Here is a 19,403-nt window from a genome sequence, read left to right as displayed (position 1 = left end):
CAGGAAACCCGCAGGCTAATCGAGTGTCTCAACTTCGGCGCCGTCGACGATCGGGAGATCGAGCACCCGCAACCCGGCTGCAAGAGCCTCGTTGCGCAGTTTTTCCGGGAAGGCCTCGGTATGCAATGCCAGCGCGGTGGGCCCAGCACCGGAAACAAAAGCTGCAAGGCCCTCGCCACGCATGCGCTCCACCCATTCGGTGGTCACAGGCAGGGCTTTGGCACGATACCCCTGGTGCAGACGATCCTTCGTTGCCTCAAAAAGCAGCGCCGGATCATGCTGAATGGCATGGGTGAGCAAAGCGGCACGGGCAAGGTTAAAACGGGCGTCGACATGCGGCACCGACGCGGGCAGCACGCGGCGCACCTCGCTTGTCGACGCAAACGTGTCCGGCACCAATGCCGTCGCCCGCAGCTCAGGGTGCGGATTCGCCCGCACTGCGCGATAGACGGTGCCTTCCTCTGCATCCTGCGTCCAGGAAATCACCATCCCGCCCAACACGGAGGCGGAAGAATTGTCCGGGTGCCCTTCCAAAACCGAGGCCAGGTGCACCAGCTGCTCTGGGCTCAATGCCCGACCGGCGAGCGCATTGCCCGCCATCACCCCGGCCACCGCTGCCGAGGCAGAGGAGCCGAGGCCACGCGACTGCGGGATCCTGTTCACGCAGCGCACCCGCATCCCAGGAACCGTTACCCCGGCGGCAGTGAGCGCACTCCGGATGGCACGGACCACGAGGTGTTTTTCCGTACGGGGCAGGGTGCCGGCCCCTTCGCCTTCGATCTGAATCTCGAAGCCGTCCTGGGTTTCCACCTCGACGTCGTCATAAAGCCCTAGCGCGAGGCCGAGGGAATCAAAGCCCGGGCCGAGGTTTGCTGATGATGCAGGTACGCGGACGTGGACCTTCACAGACCTAGTGCCTCCACCACAGCTTGCGGATCCACCTCGATAGGATGCGGCTCAGGCATGGACAGCAGCGCGGTATCCGGGTCCTTCAGGCCATTGCCGGTGACGGTGCACACGATGGTCTGTCCCCTCTCCAGCCAGCCGTCGTCCAGAGCTGCTAGTACGCCAGCAACCGAAGCCGCAGAGGCTGGCTCAACAAAGATGCCTTCCTTGGCCGCGATGAGACGGTAGGCTTCCAGGATCTTTTCATCCGTGGCGGCGTGGAAGCGTCCCTGCGACTCTTCCTTTGCCGCCATCGCACCGTGCCAGGAGGCAGGGTTGCCGATGCGGATCGCGGTGGCAATCGTCTCCGGCTGCAGTACCGGCGCGCCTTCTACCAGCGGAGCTGCGCCAGCGGCCTGGGTACCCAGCATGCGTGGCAGCTTCGTCGCCTTGCCTGCAGCGTGGAACTCCTTGTAGCCCTTCCAGTACGCGGTGATGTTGCCCGCGTTACCGACTGGCAACGCGTGGATATCTGGGGCGTCGCCGAGGACATCGATGATTTCGAAGGAGGCCGTCTTCTGGCCCTCAATGCGCATCGGGTTGACGGAGTTCACCAGTGCGATCTCCGGGTGATCCACACAGGTCTTTTGGGCCAGCTCGAGGCAATCATCAAAGTTGCCCTGGACCTGGATGATCTCCGCGCCGTACATGACGGCCTGGGCGAGTTTGCCCATCGCAATCTTGCCCTCGGGGATCAGTACGCAGCTCTTGATGCCTGCGCGAGCCGCATAGGCGGCTGCAGAGGCCGAAGTGTTGCCCGTAGATGCACACATCAGGACTTTCTTGCCCTGATGCACCGCATCGGTGACGGCAACAGTCATACCGCGATCCTTGAAGGAACCTGTAGGGTTGGCACCTTCTACCTTGAGGTAGACCTCACAGCCAGTCAGCTCGGAGAGGTGATTCGCCTTGATGAGGGGGGTTGCGCCCTCCTGCAGGGTGACGGCGGCTACGTCATCACCAAAGGGCATGTAGGCGCGGTATTCGTTGATCAGGCCCTGCCAGCCACGGTGAATTGCGTTCATTCTTACTCACTCTCCAGTCGGATCACGCTGTTTACAGACTTTACTTCGTCCATCTGGGCGAGCTTTTCCACTACCCCCGCTAGATCGCGTTCGCGAGCTGAGTGCGTGACCACGATGAGGCGGGCGTTCTCGCCCTTTTCCTCTTGGCGCACAGTGCGGAGGGAGATGCCGCTGGCGGAGAACTGCTCCGAAATGTGCGCGAGCACGCCAACCTGGTCGTTGACGTCCATGTCCACGTGGTAGCGCGTGGTCACATCGCCGAAATCGCAGATCGGCAGGTTTGCGTAGGTGGAGTCCCCGGGCGCGCGACCACCGTGCACCTTGTTGCGGGCGGCGCCCACGAGATCACCGAGGACCGCGGAGGCGGTCGGCGCGCCACCGGCACCATTGCCGTAGAACATCAAGCGTCCAGCAGCTTCGGCCTCCACGAAGATGGCGTTGAAGGATTTGGACACGCTTGCCAGTGGGTGTTCGCGCGGAATCAGCGTCGGGTGGACGCGGGCGGAAACTTTGCCATCTACGCGCTCGCAGATAGCCAGCAGTTTGATTACGTGGCCAGCGCGTTTAGCTGCGTTTATGTCAGCTGCGGTGATCTTGGAGATGCCCTCACAGTAGACATCCTTGGAGGTGACGCGGGTATGGAATGCCAGGGTTGCCAGGATGGCTGCCTTGGAGGCGGCATCGTGGCCTTCCACGTCTGCCGTAGGGTCTGCCTCCGCGTAGCCCAGTCGGGTGGCCTCGGCGAGCATCTCGTCATAGGAAGCTCCCGTGGAATCCATTGCGTCGAGGATGAAGTTGGTGGTGCCGTTGACAATACCCATGACGGACTTGACGCGGTCACCAGCCAGAGAGCGACGCAGTGGGCCGATCACGGGGATGGCAGCGGCCACTGCGGCTTCGTAATAGAGGTCAACGCCGGCTTCATCGGCAGCAGCTGCCAGTTCGGCGGCGTGAGCTGCTACCAGGGCTTTGTTCGCGGTCACTACTGACTTACCAGCTTGCAAAGCCGCGAGCACTAGCTGGCGTGGGTATTCGATGCCGCCGATAACCTCGACCACGATGTCCACGTCTGGCCGCTGGATCAGGGCCATGGCGTCCTCGGTGAGCAATTCGGCAGGAACGGAGTCCCGATGTTTTGCCACGTCGGACACCGCCACGCCCTTGATCTCCAGCTGTCCCCCGATGCGCTGCGTCAGGTCTTCAGAGTATTCACCCATGAGACGGAGCACCTCGCTACCGACGGTGCCATGACCCAAGATGGCGATTCCCACCGTGGCTTGGTTCTTCTCAGGATTTCCACTCATCAATGCTCCCCTTTTACAGTCGCGAATAATTTACCCATTATTGCAGATTATTCGTGGTCTGACTAGCTCGTTTGCCAGTCTCATCATAGCGAGAACGGGGCCTCCGGCACGTTCAGGTGTGCGAGAGACCCCGTTTGGGTGGCTGCGTTAGTTAGGGCTCGAGGGCGAGGATGTCGTCCAAGGTTTCCCGGCGCAACATGAGTTTTGCGCGACCGCCACGGACCGAGACAACCGCCGGGCGGGCGAACTGGTTGTAGCGCGAAGACATCGCATAGCAGTAGGCGCCGGTGGCGGCGAGAGCAAAGAGATCCCCTGTGGCAATGTCGTCGGGGTACTGCTCGGAGTTAATGAGGATGTCTCCGGATTCACAGTGGCTGCCCACCACGCGGCTGGCGGTGGGTGCGCCGTCGACAAAGCGACTGACCACGCGGCCGTCATACTGCGCGCCGTAGAGTGCGGGGCGAATGTTATCGCTCATCCCGCCGTCGACGGCAAGGTAACGGCGGGTTTCGGTATCGCTGACATGGACATCTTTGATCATGCCTACTTCATAGACCGTCACTGTGGAGGGACCTGCGATGGCGCGCCCTGGTTCCACCATGACTGTCGGCGTCGGCTGGCCCAGTTCGGTGGCGAACGCGGCCACCTTGGTGATCAAATCCTGAGCTACTTCGGCGACGTTGAGAGGCTGTTCCGCCGCGGTGTAGGCGATGCCATATCCGCCGCCGAGGTCGAGGACGCTGAAAGATTTGAAGAGGTCCTCATATTCCTCGTGCAGCTGCTTGACCAGTCCCAACACGCGCTCGGCGGCCAGGGCGAAGCCATCGGCGTCGAAGACCTGGGAGCCGACGTGGCAGTGCAGGCCCACGAGGTTGAGGTTCTCCGCGTTGAGGGCTGCAGCCGCTGCCGAGAATGCGGAACCGGAGGCGAGCGAGAATCCGAACTTTTGGTCTTCGTGCGCTGTAGCGATCATCTCATGGGTGTGTGCTTCCACACCCGGCTTGACCCGCACGAGCACGTTCTGGGTTGTGCCACGCTGCGCCGCAATGAGGTCAAGTAGCTCCAGCTCGGCAGCATTGTCCAGCACTACGGAGCCAACACCGACCTCCACGCACTGCTTAAGGAAGCCGCCCGACTTGTTGTTGCCGTGCACTGTGATTCGCTCCGCGGGAAAATCAGCGGCGAGGGCGATACCCAGCTCGTTTTGGGAGGCAACATCCAGGCCCAAGCCCTCCTCATCAACCCACTTGGCTATTGCGGTGGTCAGGAATGCCTTGGACGCATAGTGGACATTCTCGGCGCCGAAGGCCGCTGCCATATCCCGGCAACGCGAACGGAAGTCGTCCTCATCTACCACGAACAATGGCGTGCCGAATTCTTCGACCAGCTCTGGCAGCGGCACACCACCGATGGTGACGATGCCGTCTTCTTCCCGGCGCGCAGTACGAGGCCATACGTGTGCTGGCAGAGCATTAAAATCCATTACATTTTCTCCGGGGCATCAACGCCGACGAGGGTCAGCGCGTTCGCCAGGGTCTGCCGGGTGGCCGCGGCCAGTGCCAGACGCGCGGTGTGTACTGGCTCCTGGTTCTCATCGGCCTTAGGCAAGATCTGGCAGGAATCATAGAAGCGGTGGAAGGTGCCGGCGAGTTCTTCTGCGTAGCGAGCGATGCGGTGTGGCTCGCGCAGTTCGGCGGCGGATTTCACCACGGCCGGGAATTCACCCAGCGTACGGATCAGGCTACCCTCCCGCTCGTGTGTGAGCAGTGCGAGATCAGCCCCCTCCCGCGAGACACCGAGCTCCGCGGCCTTGCGTGCGATAGAGCACAGGCGGGCGTGCCCGTACTGCACGTAGTACACCGGGTTGTCGCTGCTTTGCGACGCCCACAGGTTCATATCAATATCCAAGCTGGAATCGACGCTGGAGCGGATCAGCGCGTAGCGCGCCGCGTCCACACCAATCAGCTCGACCAGGTCATCCAGGGTGATCACGGTGCCGGCACGTTTGGACATCTTCATCGTTTTGCCGTCGCGTACCAGGTTCACCATCTGGCCAATCATTACTTCAACGGCATCTGGGTTGTAGCCCAGCGCAGCCGCTGCCGCCTTCAGGCGCGCAATGTAGCCGTGGTGATCCGCGCCCAGCATGTAAATGCATAGGTCATGGCCACGATCGATCTTGTCCTTCACGTATGCGATGTCGCCTGCGATGTAGGCTGCGTCGCCATCGGACTTGATTACTACACGATCTTTGTCATCACCGAAGTTAGAAGAGCGCAGCCACCAAGCGCCTTCGTTTTCGTAGAGGTTGCCGTTGGCTTTCAGCGTCTGAATTGCCTTCTCCACCGCGCCGGATTCAAATAGCGAGTTTTCGTGGAAATACACGTCGAAGTCGGTGCCGAACTCATGCAGGGAATCCCGGATATGCGCGAACATCATCTCGACGCCTACTGCGCGGAAGGTCTCCTGCATGGTGGCCGGGTCTTGCTCCAGCACGCCCGGCTGCTTCTCGACGACCTTTGCTGCGATCTCCTGAATGTAGTCTCCGCCATAACCGTCTTCCGGCGTCGGCTCGCCCTTGGCTGCCGCCACGAGAGAGCGCGCGAAACGGTCGATCTGAGTGCCGTGATCGTTGAAGTAGTACTCGCGAGTTACTTGTGCGCCACTGGCTACAAGGATGCGACCCAGGGAATCCCCCACGGCCGCCCAGCGGGTTCCACCAAGGTGAATAGGTCCGGTTGGATTCGCAGAGACGAACTCTAGGTTCACGCGTAGCCCCTGATAGGCATCGCTGCTGCCGTACTTTTCCCCTGCATCCAGGATGCTCTGCACGATTCCGCCTTGGGCTGCCGCGTTCAGACGAATGTTGAGGAAGCCAGGTCCGGCGATGTCGGCCTCGGCGATGGCGTCGCTAAGCTGCAGTGCCTCGGCCAGCCAGGTGGCCAGCTCGCGTGGATTCGCCCCTACCTTCTTGGCGATTTGCAGCGCCAGATTGGTCGCATAATCACCGTGCTCCGGGTTACGCGGTCGCTCAACCACCACCTCAGCTGGCAAAACCGAGGTGTCAAGACCTCGGGATGCCAATACTTCGGTGGCGGTGCTTTTAATCAGGGAACCTAAATCTGCTGGAGTCACGATGCGTAATTCTAATGCAGACTCCGGCAAGTGCGTGAATAACCTAAACCCGGCCCCTAAATTCCGCTTCGCCAGGCAGCAGTGCTACACTTTTGTCTCATTGCATCGCCTTGTGCGATTCAATCCCCGCCCTCGTAGCTCAGGGGATAGAGCGCTGGTTTCCGGTACCAAAGGTCGGAGGTTCGAATCCTCTCGAGGGCACTTTCCAACCGAGCAGCCTTGACCATTAACTCCCGTGGTCAGGGCTACTTTTTATTTCCCACCCGCACGCGGCGGACGCGAAAGTCCCCTCGAGACTTTCTGGAGTCTTCGAGGGGACTTTCTTCGCAGCTGCAGACACCTAGATTAGGTGTTCCACATCAAGACCGCTGCCACGATGTAGATCAAGATCTGTGGCCCTGGGAACAGCATGGAGACCAGGAATAGGATGCGCAGGACATTGGGATCAATCCCGTATGTCTCGCCGATGCCACCAAGCACACCGGTCACGACCTTGTTGGTCTTGCTGCGGGTGAGCTTGCGATTCAGGAACGGGATAGAACCGTCAAGCTTGGTGTAGTCGTTGAAGTTGCTGCCACTGTTAGGGGTAGTCATTGTTTCGGGTCCTTTCCAAAACTCCGGGTTAGTGTTTGTCACACTTCCCATTGTTGTTGCTGGACCCGCAATGCGCATCAGGTTTTACCCTGATCTTCTCCCCTAGTTAGTCTTCCGTTTTGCAGCCAGTTGGTTCCGGTGGCGGCGTGACTAGGCGTTCCAGCAGTGTGCGCAGGAAGTCCACTTCCTCGCCAGTGAGCTGGTCAAATACCAGTCGGCGAACCGATTCCACATGACCGGGGGCGGCTGCCTCGAGGCGCCGGAGGCCGTCGTCTGTGATGGTCACCAACACTCCGCGGGCATCATCGGAGCACTTGTGTTTGAGCACCAGTCCCCGTCGTTCCATTCGGGTGATCTGGTGCGATGCGCGCGAGCGATCCCATTCCAGCAGCTGACAGAGGTCGCGCAGGCGCATTCCGCAGTCTTCTGCTTCCGATAGGGAAACGAGGACCGCAAACTCGCTGGCCCCTATCCCAGATTCTTGTTGCAGTGTGTCTTCCATTCCGCGCTCTAGGTGACGGATGGAGTTGAGGATGAGTCGCCACAAGATCTGCTCTTCATCAGTTAGCCAGCGTGGGCTTGCCATAAGTGTTGTCCTGTTCTACACCCGCGCCGACCGTTTTAGTCACGCCTTTAGGGTGCTCGCATGCAATGAATATTTAAATTTTCTTCCACCTTATGCGATAACTCTGCCTGCGCCAAAAATCAATTATCAATTTGAATAAAAATTTCTTAGATTTTTAAATTTGCTGCTCAGGTATCGTTTTTTCGCCAAAAGATACAATTTCTTCATTTTTTGTTGACACGTCACCACTAGCTAGTTATAGTGAGTTCCACGCCAGCGGGCAGCACGCTCGAAGGCGCAAAAAAACCGCACAATCAAACTTTGGAGACATCATGAGCAACTATGCAGGCACCTACGCACTCGACAGCACCCACTCCCGTATCGGCTTCTGGCTCCGCCACGCGATGGTAACCAAGGTGCACGGCGAGTTCACCGACTACGAGTCCAATATTGTTATCGGCGAGGACTCCTCTGCCACCGCCGTCATCAAGACCGCATCTATAGACACCAAGAACGCTGACCGCGATGCTCACATCAAGGGCGAGGATTTCTTCGACGTAGCCAAGTTCCCAGAGATGACCTTCACCGCCACCGATTTCAACATCGCCGGCAATGCAGGCACCGTCACCGGCGACCTGACCATCAAGGGCATCACTAAGCCAGTCACCCTCGACGTTGAGATTTTCGGCGAGGCCGTTGACCCTTATGATCAGACCCGCGTCGGCTTCGAGGCCACCACCAAGATCAACCGCAAGGACTTCGGCATCGACTTCAACGCACCGCTGGGCACCGGCGGCGTCCTGCTCTCCGAGGACATCAACATCGTCATCGAAGGCTCCGCTATCCGCCAGGGCTAATCCCCTTTCTTTAGACCAAAACCCACTAGGACCATATGCAGTCCTAGCGGGTTTCCTCATGCCGAATCCTTAAGGCCGGCTAGTCACCGGATTTCAGCTCATCCATCGGGTATTCGCGCATTCCCGCGACATTCTCGTAGCGCGTTGGCATACAAGTCAATACAAACACCTGGTGGCTCTTCCCCATGTGACTGAACAGAAAGTTCATCATCTCCAAGCGGGAAGTGTCCGTGCTGCCCAGTGCGTCGTCGATGAAAATGGGCACGCCATCCTCAGCTGCGATCATCTCGGCAACTGCGAAGCGCACGAGGATACCAAGCTGTTCCTTTGCGCCCCCGCTCAGTTCCCCGAGGCCAATCGGGGTATCGGCTATCACACGCTGTTCGATCTCCAGCTGCTCATTCAGGGCGAAGCTCACGCCTGGGCCAAAAACGTTGTGCGCCAATTCGTGGAGTTTCGCGGCAAACGGCGCGGCATAACGTTCCCGAGCCGCGTCGCGGTGGCAGTGGAGCGTGTGGCGCAGCAGCTTGATACTTCGGGCCTGCCGGAGCACGCTTTCATGGCGGTAGTGCGCAGCTGCCATTGCTTCTTCCGCTTTGATCAGTGCCTCCGCCGCGCCTTCCGCGCGCTCAATCTGCCCCTTCTTTTCTGCGACCTTGAGACGAGCATCATCAATCTTCTGTTTCAAGGTCGCCACTTTTGCTTGCGCTCCTGCCAGCAGTCCCTCCGCCTGAGCTAGCTGGCAATCCGCGGCCTTAGCCTGGACTGTCTCGAAGGCTTCTTGCGCTGCTTTAAGCTCTTCCGCAGCCGCATCCACCGCCAAGCCCAGCTCTCGTTCTGACTGCGCAGACTCGGCCGCAGCTACCAGACCTTTCTGGCGCTCCATGCTGTGAGCCACATCCTCGATGCGTGCTTCCACCACCGTAAGCTCCGTATTTCGGAGCGCGTGCTGCAGGCGCTTTTGTTCGGCCACCGCTGCCTTTAGATCACTGTCGAGCTGCTCGGAGGTCTTGTCCAAAACCCGGATGTGCTCGGCCAGCTCTTCCGCAGACTGCTCCGGCACCGCCGCATCCGCCAGCTGCCCGCTCAGCTCCGCCAATTCACTGCGCAGCTGGAACTCATCGCGCCCGGCGAGCACTGCCGTCCGCTCCCCTTGGGCAGACCGCAGCGCCTGCTTCGCAGCCTGTTGTTCTTCATATTTCACGCGGGCCCCATCGACGCTATCGCAGCCCAAGTCGCCGAGCAGCGTATCCAGCCGCTGCTTGGTGTGCTGTGCATGAGCAATGAGGTCGGCCGCCCCTAACGCTGGGGTGAAGGTAGCGGTCACCGCTCCAATGCACATGTCTGTGGCCGCAGTGAGCGCGATTTCAACTGCGTCGCTTCCGAGCTGTATCTCTTCGCCTCCTACAAATATGTCTGTGGTTTCAGTGGCGCTCAGCCGCAGTGAGGCCGCGCTGGCATCCAGCGCCGCCTGCGCCACCTGCGCTGCAATCGCAGCTTCGCTGACCTCCGCAAGACTCTCTTTACTCACCGCGTGTTCGGGAAGCTCAGCTCGCAGCTTCGTTATCGCCTTATCGCGCCTATCAAGGTCTGCTACTAGCGCTTGTTGCTCTGCCAGGGTTGCCGCCGCGTTCAGCAATTCTTGTTGTTGGCGCGCGGTGGCAATGTCTGCCTTGTTTTGCTGTGCGAGCAGCTCGAAGCTGGCTACGGCAGCGCTTAGTTCTGCCAGTTTGTCGGATTGTTCAGAGACGCTCGCTGCGAGTTCGCTACGTCGCTCACTCAGCTCGGCAAGCTTCTGCTCATGTTCAGTTAATGCCGCTCGCAGTTCCGCGCGCTGCGTTTGTTCCTGCTTCGCTGCTTTGAGTTTGAGCTTGTGGTGCTCCACTGCGGCCTGCGCCTCATGCAACTGCGCATGGATCGCTGTCGCGGCTTGATGAAGTTCCTGCCGTTGCTGCAGCTCCGCCTCGGCATCCGGCAGCCGCTGTTGGAAGTCCACGAGTCGGGCAGTCTCCCGCTCGACGAAGTCCACATCGCCGTCCAACTGTTGCTTTGTGGCCAGCGCAGTGGCATGGGCCTGTTCGGCCTCTCGCAGACTGTTCGTGGCTTGGGCCAATTCCCCGGTTTCCTTGGCGGTCTTGGTGTAAAAGCGCAGGTATTCCTTGTCCACCGTCTGCATGAACTCGGTGTCATCCACCACTGCCGTGGACTCATCGCCAACCCGTTCCAAGGCGGCGCTGAGGGACGGGATTCCGGCGGCCTTGATCGTGGCATCTACTTGTCCTTGGCTCACGAACAACGTGTCTAGGAGGCTTTGGTCGGCGTACTCAGAAAACAGTTCTGCGAGTTTTTCTTCCGCCTCTCCCCCGGTGAAGCTCTCCCGGCGCGGAGTCTCTAGCTCCAGCACAGCCGCGGTTTTGCGCAGGTATTGCTTGGTAATTCGGAATCGGTGCGGACCAAGGGTCAGCCGCAGGGAAATCTTGACCCCCACGTCGCGCCCCTTGGGCTGCAAGGCCTTGACCGCCTTGCTGCTTGATCCATGCCGAATGTTTTTCAGCGTGTGGATCGCCTCCAGGATCGTCGATTTCCCAGCCTCATTTTCTCCCGAAATGACGATCACACCGGTGTCGGGTATATCCCGCAGTGCAAGGTGTTCGATGCCCCGAACGTGCGCGAGCTCTATGTCATGAATCCGCATCCTAGGCCCCCTTTGCCAATCGGAACATCAGGCGAACCGCAGCATCGGCATCAGGATCTTCGGCGGCGAGCAACTCCTGCAGCGCGTCTTTGGCATAACCAGAGATGTTCAGCGCCTCCAGATCCGAGGCTTCCGGCTGCAACACCAGGTCCATGTGTCGCGCGCGGGGCTTAAGCGAGGCAAAAACGGGTTCTAGTCGCTCGAGTTCCCGCTCAAGGAGTTGCATCGCGGAAAGATCCAGGGTGCCCCGCAGCCCGTATTTTATGGCGACCCGGGACTTGTTCTCATAGGCGTCGAGACGCGCGATGAACTGCTCGACATCAGCGCGGGAGTTGAGGTCAGCTTCGATGGCGTGGAAGAGCCAACTACCCGTGGGCACTTGTTCTACGGTGACTTCTCTAGTTCCGTCGATGCTAACCACGAGCACGTTCCCGGAGTTGCTTTCTCCGCCCCCTGCAGTGGTGAAATCGTGAAAGTCGGTAACCTCCGGGGATCCGGAGAACCATACCGCCCCGGTAGTACCGACTGGGCTGGTGGAGTGGGTATCACCGAGCGCCAGGTAGGAGATCTTGCCGCTGGCGATGGCGGCCTCAACTGTGGGCAGGTCGATGAGGTCAGGTTTGACTTCACCACGGCCCGCTACCTGGCCGTGTCCAACTAGGATCCGCAAGGAATCATCATCGGGCACTGTCTGCAAGGCGGCAGCAACCCGATCCTCCACTGCCCGTTTCGAGAGCAAAGGCGCGCCAATCAGCTGCACCCCCGGGACAATATCCACAGGAGTAAAGTCACTCAAGACGTGCACGCCAGGGACCTGCTCTGCAGAGTAAAAGACGCTGTCCGCGGTCAGCGGATCATGGTTTCCAGGCAGCAAGTACACCGGTACCGGAAGCGCCTTGAGCACTTCGAGCACTCTGCCGAGAGTGCGGCGATGTAAAGAATTGGACTCAAAGACGTCCCCAGCTACGACGATAAAGGCGCAGCCCTGAGCTGCCGCGATCTCACCGATCCGACTAACAGCTGCCAAGCGGGCATCGTCAAATCTGGCCTGCGCCTCACCTTCTAAAAACCATCGGGTCATCCCGAGCTGCCAGTCGGAGGTGTGCAGAAACTTCACTTCAGTCATGCTTCAACTTCTAACGGTTAGTCCGGACACGGGTACCCCCATGCGTTCGAAAGTGCAGGTCAACGCGGATGTGTGAGGTGATGATAGAGATCCTCAATGTCACTTACTGCCCGTAGCTCGTCAATAGAGGTATAGGAGATCGAGCGCATGGCTTTGTGCAGTGCGTCGAGGTCAGAGTCGTCGATAGCCGGGGCGGTCTTGGGGTTCGGCAGCAAGGGTAGTTCGCCCCCCTCCCAGAAAGATTCGTTGCTAGCCCCGGAGCTGACTTCCGAGTGTTTCTTCGCCGCCGCTTGCATCGAGAGTTCGAGCTGGGCGAAGCTCAAGCCCCGCAGCTCAAAAAGCAGCGCCGGTTCCTTTTCCACCTTGTCCGCAAACACTTCCAGCACCGCGATGGCATGCTTGCAGCAGCCCGAATAATCAGGGCATTCGCACAGCAGTCGCACCTCGTGGGGCTGCTCGGCAAGAAGCGTCCCCACCATCGCTGGGGGAAGTTTTCCAGACCGCACCTCGCCGAGCACACTCGAGGACTCCAGCAGCGCAGCTGTCACCGTTTCTAGTTCCTCAGCGCTGCGGTGTGGAAAGACAATGTTGACCCCGAAGGGCTCGTTTTGCGAGCCAGCGACATCCGCGACAACACGGTCCCGGGTGACGGAAATTGAAACCACGTTGCCGTTTCGGGCATAGGATTTTCCCCGGGTAATACGGCCATCGTCCGCCAAGGTGTAATAGATGTCCCGCAGGAACGCCTGCTGATGAGTTTCGGCAACCACGCGGCGTTTCGGCGCCGGCGGCGGCGTGCTCACTCGTGTCTTCTTGCCAAAGTTGGCGTAAATGACGTTGTCATCATTGGAACGCACTGCCATCAGTTTTCCCTCCCGCGATAGCTCAAGAGCAACGCCAGTTCCTCAGGCGAGAGCTCGGTGATCCAGCCTTCCCCTTCACCCACAATGGCGGTAGCCAGGTGCATCTTGCCGTCCAGAATATCTTGGATCGATTCCTCCATCGTGCCCTGCGTGATCATCTTGTACACGTGGACGTCCTTGCGCTGGCCGATGCGGAAGGCACGGTCCGTGGCCTGGTTCTCCACCGCCGGGTTCCACCAGCGATCCATGTGGACCACCACGTTTGCAGCGGTGAGGTTCAAACCGGTGCCGCCGGCTTTGAGGGACAGCACCATCGCTGGCGGCCCATCAGTGTTTTGGAACTGCGCCACCATCCGGTCGCGCCCGATCTTGGACACCCCACCATGCAGGAACGGGATCTCCCGCCCCATGCGTTCGGACAGGTACGGCACGAGGATGTCCCCGAAGGCCTTGTATTGGGTGAAGATCAGCATCTTCTCCCCGCGTTCGGTAGCGCGATCGACCAGCTCCATCAGCGCCTTGACCTTGCCAGAGCGGTGCCTGCCCATCACTGTGACAAAGGAACCGTCCTGCAGGTAATGCGCGGGGTGGTTACAGATCTGCTTGATGCGCGTGATGGTGGAGAGCACGAGTCCCCGTTTTGCAATTCCCTCGGTGTCGTTGAGGCGGGCTTGCACGTCATCAACCAGTGCCTTGTAGAGAGCGGCCTGCTCTTTAGTCATCTCCACGGTGAGAATTTCTTCGCGCTTCTCAGGCAGGTCGTCGATGATCGCCGGGTCTGTCTTGAGGCGGCGCAAAATGAACGGCGAGGTCAGGTCCCGCAGTCGTTTCGTCATGGCTTCGTCCTGTTCCCGCTCGATGGCCTTGGCAAAGTGATTGCGGAAGAAGGAGGCCGAACCCAACACACCGGGGTTGCAAAAGTCCAGGATGGAACGCATTTCGGATAGGCGATTCTCCACTGGGGTGCCGGTGAGCGCCACCCGGTGCTGGGAGGGCAGGCTCCGCACGCTTTTCGACGCCCGCGTCCCCGAATTCTTAATCGCCTGCGCCTCATCGAGGACCACGCGGAACCACTCGACCTGCCCCATCATCTTGAAGTCACGGCTGACTACCCCGTAGCTGGTCACTACGATGTCGGCATTGCTCGCTGCGCTCAGGAATTCCTCACCGAGGAGACGATCTGAGCCATGATGGCTCAGCGCACTGAGGCCGGGAGTGAACTTGGATACCTCATTGATCCAGTTGCCCACCACGGAAGTCGGACACACCACAAGGGTTGGCCCCACCGCAGGATCCTGCTCACGCTCCACTGCTAGCAGCGTGAGCAGCTGGAGGGTTTTACCCAGGCCCATGTCGTCGGCAAGCACGGCCCCGAGGCCGTTTTGGGTCATCCACCACAGCCAGTCCACTCCGCGCCGTTGGTACTCGCGCAGATCGGCGTGCACGCTATCTGGGATCGCTACGCGCTGCGGGGCGGGGACCTCGGCTTGCCCGCCGAGCAGCGCAGTTTGCCAGTTGGTGCCGACGAACTCAACCGGGGTATCTTCCGCAAGTTTGAGCGCCAATTCCCGCAGCTGAGCCAGGGTGACCTTGTCATCGCTCAAACCGGCATTGTATTTCTCGCGCAATTCTTCGGCGAGTGCTTCTAATTCCTCAGCCCGCGGGTCCCCATTCGCCCGTGCCAGCTGAGACTCCATCATGGCGGTCTCCATGCGTTTGCGCAGCCCGCGGCGCGAACCCTTTGACAGTTCTTCCACGTAGGCAGAAACGCGACGGAGCGCGGCGGCATCTGCCATGACCCACTGTCCACGCAGCTTCACCAACCCGGCTTTGGAGCTGACCAGCTCGTCCATTTCCGCGTCGGAGAGCTCAACATCGCCCAAGCTCAGCTTCCAGTTGTACTCCACCAGCTGGTCGAGCCCAATCACGGATTTAGTGGCAGCAATGGCTCCGTCATGGACCTGGGCGGTCTCGAGGCTGAGCTTCGGCTCAAAGGTGGACCAGGACTTCGGCAGCATGACATTGACGCCCGCTGCCCGCAGCTTGGCCACCTCATGGGTAATAAAATGCACCATTTGTTCGGTGGTCAGCGCGATGTCCAGCTCTCCGGTGTCCTCGGAACCATAGTGAGCCGCTGCGCGGGCTTCCGATAGCCCGGCCTCATCGCCGAGCACGGGCGCGATGTCCCGCACCTTAATAATGTTCTTCTCGATCAACTGCGTGGTCGGCTTGTCCAACTGGGCAAAGTGCACTGGGCGCGGGGCGTCCACACCGAGTCGCGCCTGCACGCGCACGTACCAATCGCGTCCTTCCACACCGAAGTCCTCGGAGGCAGGTTCCTCCACGATGATCACGAGGGATACTTCCCCACCGGTCATCGATTCTTTCCAGGTCTTCAGTTGGGTAACCAACTGTGGCCCGCCGCGTCGCAATGGCGTGCTGGAGAGCAGCGCTTCAGTGAAGTCGTGCCAGGGAGTCACACGCGGGATGGCGTAGAGATCCTGCAGCACTGCGTTTGCGATCCAGTGCGGCAACTCGTCCGCGATGTCCTCAACTACCGAAGAACCGCCATTAGCGATGATCACCCCAGGCGCGCACGCCGTCATTTGGGCCTGCCAGCCCAATTCCCCGAGGCCCGTCATGAGTTGCCATTGTGGCCACCACTTACCGTCCTCCCAGCGGGTGCGCAGTACCACGCGCCCTGCTTGAACGAACTGTTCCAGACCTAGGTATAGGTGGATCAGCCACAGCAGGTCGGGAGCAAGGTAAGCACGCTGTGCGGTTGGAGTGGCTGGGGTTTCCAGATCAAATATTGCCAGCTGTTGCAGCAGCTCTACCGCTTGTTGTGGGGTGTAGGCCGCGGTCGGAATGTCCAGGGATACTTCGCGGCCTTTGGGGGTGCGCAGTGTGGTGGTGCGCACGTGACGGAAGCTTTTGCCGTCGATAAGCCCGCGGATCAGCGGTGGCAGGTCACCATCGCCGAGGGTGTCGGGGAGCACAATACGGTGCCCTTCCACCTGCTCGATCCACAAGTGGAGCCCGGACGTTTTGGTCCAGAATCCGTGGAGCAGGTGCGAAGTCATACATCTGTTTGTACCAGTTCGGCGGTGGGTGTACTGCCAGAGCACCCCATGTAGCACTAATGCTATTGCAACGCGGAGGCAACGATAAGATAACCAACCAGTAACAAACACCTTGAGGATTCCTTGCGCCCTCTGTTAACTGCCTAGGCTGCAAGGAGCGTTGTTAAGGAAATAGAGTGCCAAAAGCTTAAGTATCTATTTGGGACGACACGACTTATGGAGGCACTGTGAGCACGCAGACTTGGTTCATTATCGCGATCGTCATCTATATGGTGGCGATGCTAGCTATCGGCTATTGGAGCTACCGGCAAACCAGCAAATACGACGAATACATGCTGGGAGGTCGCGGTCTCGGACCCGGAGTGGCTGCTCTTTCCGCCGGCGCTTCCGACATGTCGGGCTGGCTCCTCATGGGCCTGCCTGGCGCACTGTTCGTCTCCGGATTCTCTGAGCTATGGATCGCCATTGGCCTGCTGGTCGGCTGCTGGGCGAACTGGAAGTGGATCGCCCCGCGCCTGCGCTCTTACACCGAAGTGGCTAAGAATTCCATCACTGTGCCGAGCTTCATCGAAAACCGCGTCAAGGACACCTCTCGGATGCTGCGCGTGATCTCGGCAGTGGTCATCCTGGTCTTCTTCACCTTCTACGTATCCTCCGGCATGGTCTCCGGCGGCAAGTACTTCGAATCCACCTTCGGCGGGGACTACCTCACCGGCATGCTGATCGTCGCCGTAATCACCGTGGCGTACACCTTTATCGGCGGCTTCCTGGCCGTGTCCTACACCGATGCGGTGCAGGGCCTGATCATGTTCGCCTCGCTCATCATCGTGCCGATCATGGCTCTGATTGCGCTGGATAACCCGATGGACATCTTCGGCTGGCAGGCCCACAATGACTACGGCCCGTACACCAGTGGCACCGGTAACCCGACGTTCTTCAACATGGTCTCTGGCGTATCCATCGCCGCGATCATCGGCAACCTCGCGTGGGGCTTGGGTTACTTCGGCCAGCCACACATCATCGTTCGCTTCATGGCCATGCGTAAGCCTTCGGATTCCGTTGCTGGCCGCCGCATCGGCGTGTTCTGGATGCTGCTCTGTGTGATCGGAGCGGTGTTCACCGCAATGATCGGTACCGTATTCTTCGCCCAGAATGCCGATATCCAGGTCACCGACCGGGAAGCCTTTGAAACTGTCTTCCTGGACATGGGTCGCATCCTGTTCCACCCACTGATCGCTGGACTGGTGCTCACTGCGGTGCTCGCAGCCATCATGTCCACCATCGCCTCTCAGTTGCTGGTCACCAGCTCCGCGCTGATCGAAGACCTGTACATGATCGTGGTCAAGCGCCAGCCGACCCAGAAGAACCTGATCTGGATGTCCCGCATCGCGGTTCTCAGCGTCGCGATTGTCGCAGGCCTGCTCGCCATCAACCCTTCCGATTCGATCCTGGGCCTGGTTGCTTTCGCCTGGGCTGGCTTCGGCTCCGCATTCGGCCCGATTGTGATCGCTTCGCTGTACTGGAAGCGCCTCAACGCTCCAGGCGCTATGGCCGGCATGGTCGCAGGCGCTATCGTCGCTTTCGCGTGGGGCCAGAGCCCGCTTTCCGACGTCATGTACGAGATCGTCCCCGGCTTCATCGCCAGCGTGGTAGCCATGGTCACAGTAACCCTGATGACCAAACCACCGGTAGAAAAGATCCAAATCCAGTTCGCGCAGGCCACCCGCCTGTCCAAGGTGAAGGGCAACCTGACCCCAGAGATGCTCCGCGAACAGTAAATAAAACGCAACCCTTTCGGGCGGCTCGGCAGTCTATCTAAGTATGACGCCGAGCCGCCTGTTGCTGTTTACCCTTATCCTGTTCACCTGCCTGCTGCTCTTTCTGGATCGCCCAGTCTTCCCCACCAACGCCCCTGCGCTCTCCGCGACCCTGCCACACATACCGCGCGCCCCGCAGCGCCAATCCGTGCACGGCTACGAGCGCGAGGCGTTCAGCGATTGGGCACCCACGCTTATCGACGGCCATAGCTGCACCACCCGCACCCAGATCCTCACCCAAGCCTTCGCCGCGCCAGCCGCCGCCGATTGCTCCGTGACGCCAACCCCAGGCATCAAGGATCCCTATTCCGGTGCCGAGCTCAGCAACCCCGTGGAAATCGACCACATCTTCCCCCTGCGTGCCGCCTGGGATTTGGGCGCGCATTCGTGGACCCCGGAAACCCGTGCCAGGTTTGCCAATGATCCCAGCAACCTGGTGGCTGTATCCAAGGAAGCCAACCAAGCCAAATCTGACCTGCTGCCGAGCCAGTGGCTACCTTCGCGCACGAACACCCGATGTTGGTATTCGCGGCGGCTGGCCCATGTTGCCGCCACCTACCAACTTGCCTTGCCGACTGCCGATATCCGGGTGATGCAACAGGCATGCTCAGTTAGCGAATTCCCCGGTGTGTGGCTAAGGTGACCTGTTGAACTATCACCCAAATGTTTTGAAAGGCCCGACCGTTGAGCACAATAATGATCGCCCTCCACGTCCTGAGCGCAGTCCTTTTCCTCGGACCAGTAACCGTGGCAACCTCCAGCTTCCAGGTCAAGGCGCTGGCTGCCCACAATGGCGATGACACTGCCCGCGGCGCAGCAAAACTGCTCCACCAAATCTCCACCACCTACGGCATGCTCTCCCTGCTCGTCCCCCTGCTGGGCGTAGGCGTATTCATGATGGACTCTGCGTACATGAAGCAGGGCCAGTTCCACGCAGCCATCGGCCTGTCCGTCATCGCCTGGGCACTCCTGTTCTTCCTGATCCTGCCACGCCAGAAGAAGTTGATGGCAGGCCTCGGGCTACTCGACGCCGATGAAATGCCAGCTAACCCGGAGGTTGCCGATTGGAAGAAGGCGAAGGGCCAGCTCTCCATGTTCGGCGGCATCTTCGCACTGCTGTGGCTGATCACCGCAGTACTGATGTTCATCTAGCATCTGTCACTAACGTCGCCTGATCCCGCTGAACAGCCAGTGCGGGACGGGCGACTTTCGCGTTCTTAGGCCGCGGTCGCGCTTCCCGCCGAACCCCTTTTGCCGAACATCCCAGGGCGGTGTCAAGCTGTGAATGCACCATTGAGTGTTTTCATCAGTATCTCACGAGGAGTGCACCCACCCAGCACGATTCGCGGAGTGTCATTGAGCTCATCTTGCACAAACTGGACATGCTCGGCAGT

General features: G+C 59.8%; 15 protein-coding genes, 1 tRNA gene and 1 pseudogene. 5 read left to right on the top strand and 12 right to left on the bottom strand.

From position 1 onward, the window contains the following. Nucleotides 1-15 precede the first annotated feature (15 nt). The 5 genes from thrB to argS all read right to left on the bottom strand — a co-directional run bounded on the left by thrB (nucleotide 16) and on the right by argS (nucleotide 6,409). Nucleotides 16-906 (bottom strand): homoserine kinase, encoded by an 891-nt coding sequence (gene thrB, locus WG936_RS10670; RefSeq protein ID WP_339572905.1) that lies wholly within the window; start codon nucleotides 904-906, stop codon nucleotides 16-18. Further along, on the bottom strand, nucleotides 903-1,970 hold the full coding sequence (gene thrC, locus WG936_RS10665; RefSeq protein ID WP_339572904.1) for a threonine synthase: 1,068 nt from the start codon (nucleotides 1,968-1,970) through the stop codon (nucleotides 903-905). The genes thrB and thrC overlap by 4 nt, the downstream gene beginning before the upstream one ends. 2 nt (nucleotides 1,971-1,972) lie before the next feature. Next, complete coding sequence (locus WG936_RS10660) at nucleotides 1,973-3,274, bottom strand: homoserine dehydrogenase (protein ID WP_339572903.1); 1,302 nt, start codon at nucleotides 3,272-3,274, stop codon at nucleotides 1,973-1,975. Nucleotides 3,275-3,425: 151 nt separating this feature from the next. Continuing rightward, nucleotides 3,426-4,757, bottom strand: coding sequence for a diaminopimelate decarboxylase (gene lysA, locus WG936_RS10655; RefSeq protein WP_339572902.1), 1,332 nt, complete (start codon nucleotides 4,755-4,757; stop codon nucleotides 3,426-3,428). After that, nucleotides 4,757-6,409: an arginine--tRNA ligase gene (gene argS / locus WG936_RS10650; protein WP_339572901.1), complete on the bottom strand. Its 1,653-nt coding sequence runs from the start codon at nucleotides 6,407-6,409 to the stop codon at nucleotides 4,757-4,759. Before argS ends, lysA begins: the two co-directional genes overlap by 1 nt. Nucleotides 6,410-6,537: 128 nt before the next feature. Between argS and WG936_RS10645 the strand changes: the two genes are divergently transcribed. Then, nucleotides 6,538-6,610, top strand: a tRNA-Arg gene (locus WG936_RS10645). A 144-nt stretch (nucleotides 6,611-6,754) separates the two neighbouring features. On the opposite strand, the gene WG936_RS10640 is transcribed toward WG936_RS10645, so the two are convergent. Together WG936_RS10640 and WG936_RS10635 are read right to left on the bottom strand one after the other, a co-directional pair. Beyond that, entirely contained in the window at nucleotides 6,755-7,003 is a 249-nt protein-coding gene (locus tag WG936_RS10640) for a PspC domain-containing protein (protein WP_339564435.1), read from the bottom strand. A gap of 106 nt (nucleotides 7,004-7,109) precedes the next feature. Next, the gene (locus tag WG936_RS10635) at nucleotides 7,110-7,589 is read right to left on the bottom strand and encodes a MarR family winged helix-turn-helix transcriptional regulator (RefSeq protein WP_339564434.1); all 480 of its coding nucleotides are present in this window, start codon (nucleotides 7,587-7,589) and stop codon (nucleotides 7,110-7,112) included. Nucleotides 7,590-7,900: 311 nt separating this feature from the next. Between WG936_RS10635 and WG936_RS10630 the strand changes: the two genes are divergently transcribed. After that, nucleotides 7,901-8,425: a YceI family protein gene (locus WG936_RS10630; protein WP_339572900.1), complete on the top strand. Its 525-nt coding sequence runs from the start codon at nucleotides 7,901-7,903 to the stop codon at nucleotides 8,423-8,425. 79 nt (nucleotides 8,426-8,504) lie between these two features. Here WG936_RS10630 and WG936_RS10625 read toward each other — a convergent pair whose 3' ends face one another. Genes WG936_RS10625 through WG936_RS10610 form a run of 4 tightly spaced genes read right to left on the bottom strand, consistent with a single transcriptional unit; the run spans nucleotide 8,505 to nucleotide 16,192 of the window. Beyond that, nucleotides 8,505-11,120: an AAA family ATPase gene (locus tag WG936_RS10625; RefSeq protein ID WP_339572899.1), complete on the bottom strand. Its 2,616-nt coding sequence runs from the start codon at nucleotides 11,118-11,120 to the stop codon at nucleotides 8,505-8,507. Nucleotide 11,121: 1 nt separating this feature from the next. Next, entirely contained in the window at nucleotides 11,122-12,246 is a 1,125-nt protein-coding gene (locus WG936_RS10620; protein WP_339572898.1) for a metallophosphoesterase family protein, read from the bottom strand. Nucleotides 12,247-12,305: 59 nt separating this feature from the next. Next, entirely contained in the window at nucleotides 12,306-13,109 is an 804-nt protein-coding gene (locus WG936_RS10615) for an SWIM zinc finger family protein (protein ID WP_339572897.1), read from the bottom strand. Then, nucleotides 13,109-16,192 (bottom strand): DEAD/DEAH box helicase, encoded by a 3,084-nt coding sequence (locus tag WG936_RS10610; protein ID WP_339572896.1) that lies wholly within the window; start codon nucleotides 16,190-16,192, stop codon nucleotides 13,109-13,111. The genes WG936_RS10615 and WG936_RS10610 overlap by 1 nt, the downstream gene beginning before the upstream one ends. A 227-nt stretch (nucleotides 16,193-16,419) precedes the next feature. Here WG936_RS10610 and putP point away from each other — a divergent pair, with 227 nt between their 5' ends. Genes putP through WG936_RS10595 form a run of 3 tightly spaced genes read left to right on the top strand, consistent with a single transcriptional unit; the run spans nucleotide 16,420 to nucleotide 19,161 of the window. Beyond that, on the top strand, nucleotides 16,420-17,970 hold the full coding sequence (gene putP / locus WG936_RS10605) for a sodium/proline symporter PutP (RefSeq protein WP_339572895.1): 1,551 nt from the start codon (nucleotides 16,420-16,422) through the stop codon (nucleotides 17,968-17,970). A 43-nt stretch (nucleotides 17,971-18,013) separates the two neighbouring features. Further along, entirely contained in the window at nucleotides 18,014-18,652 is a 639-nt protein-coding gene (locus WG936_RS10600) for an HNH endonuclease family protein (RefSeq protein WP_339572894.1), read from the top strand. A gap of 41 nt (nucleotides 18,653-18,693) precedes the next feature. Continuing rightward, nucleotides 18,694-19,161, top strand: a complete 468-nt coding sequence (locus WG936_RS10595; protein WP_339572893.1) for a DUF2269 domain-containing protein — start codon at nucleotides 18,694-18,696, stop codon at nucleotides 19,159-19,161. Nucleotides 19,162-19,283: 122 nt separating this feature from the next. Here the strand turns inward: WG936_RS10595 and WG936_RS10590 are convergent. After that, nucleotides 19,284-19,403 (bottom strand): annotated as a pseudogene (locus WG936_RS10590) (IS30 family transposase); the annotation flags it as partial.

This window comes from Corynebacterium sp. H127 (genome assembly GCF_037482665.1).
In the GTDB taxonomy this organism is placed as follows: Bacteria; Actinomycetota; Actinomycetes; order Mycobacteriales; family Mycobacteriaceae; genus Corynebacterium.
The sequence above is the reverse complement of the archived record's forward strand: the minus strand, read 5'-3'. Positions and strand labels throughout refer to the sequence as shown.

What these genes read in the sequence shown, in the direction of transcription:
- thrC (WP_339572904.1), bottom strand. Translation starts at nt 1,970, where the DNA reads ATGAACGCAATTCACCGTGGCTGGCAGGGCCTGATCAACGAATACCGC.
- WG936_RS10660 (WP_339572903.1), bottom strand. Translation starts at nt 3,274, where the DNA reads ATGAGTGGAAATCCTGAGAAGAACCAAGCCACGGTGGGAATCGCCATC.
- lysA (WP_339572902.1), bottom strand. Translation starts at nt 4,757, where the DNA reads ATGGATTTTAATGCTCTGCCAGCACACGTATGGCCTCGTACTGCGCGC.
- WG936_RS10640 (WP_339564435.1), bottom strand. Translation starts at nt 7,003, where the DNA reads ATGACTACCCCTAACAGTGGCAGCAACTTCAACGACTACACCAAGCTT.
- WG936_RS10635 (WP_339564434.1), bottom strand. Translation starts at nt 7,589, where the DNA reads ATGGCAAGCCCACGCTGGCTAACTGATGAAGAGCAGATCTTGTGGCGA.
- WG936_RS10630 (WP_339572900.1), top strand. Translation starts at nt 7,901, where the DNA reads ATGAGCAACTATGCAGGCACCTACGCACTCGACAGCACCCACTCCCGT.
- WG936_RS10625 (WP_339572899.1), bottom strand. Translation starts at nt 11,120, where the DNA reads ATGCGGATTCATGACATAGAGCTCGCGCACGTTCGGGGCATCGAACAC.
- WG936_RS10620 (WP_339572898.1), bottom strand. Translation starts at nt 12,246, where the DNA reads ATGACTGAAGTGAAGTTTCTGCACACCTCCGACTGGCAGCTCGGGATG.
- WG936_RS10615 (WP_339572897.1), bottom strand. Translation starts at nt 13,109, where the DNA reads ATGGCAGTGCGTTCCAATGATGACAACGTCATTTACGCCAACTTTGGC.
- WG936_RS10610 (WP_339572896.1), bottom strand. Translation starts at nt 16,192, where the DNA reads ATGACTTCGCACCTGCTCCACGGATTCTGGACCAAAACGTCCGGGCTC.
- WG936_RS10600 (WP_339572894.1), top strand. Translation starts at nt 18,014, where the DNA reads ATGACGCCGAGCCGCCTGTTGCTGTTTACCCTTATCCTGTTCACCTGC.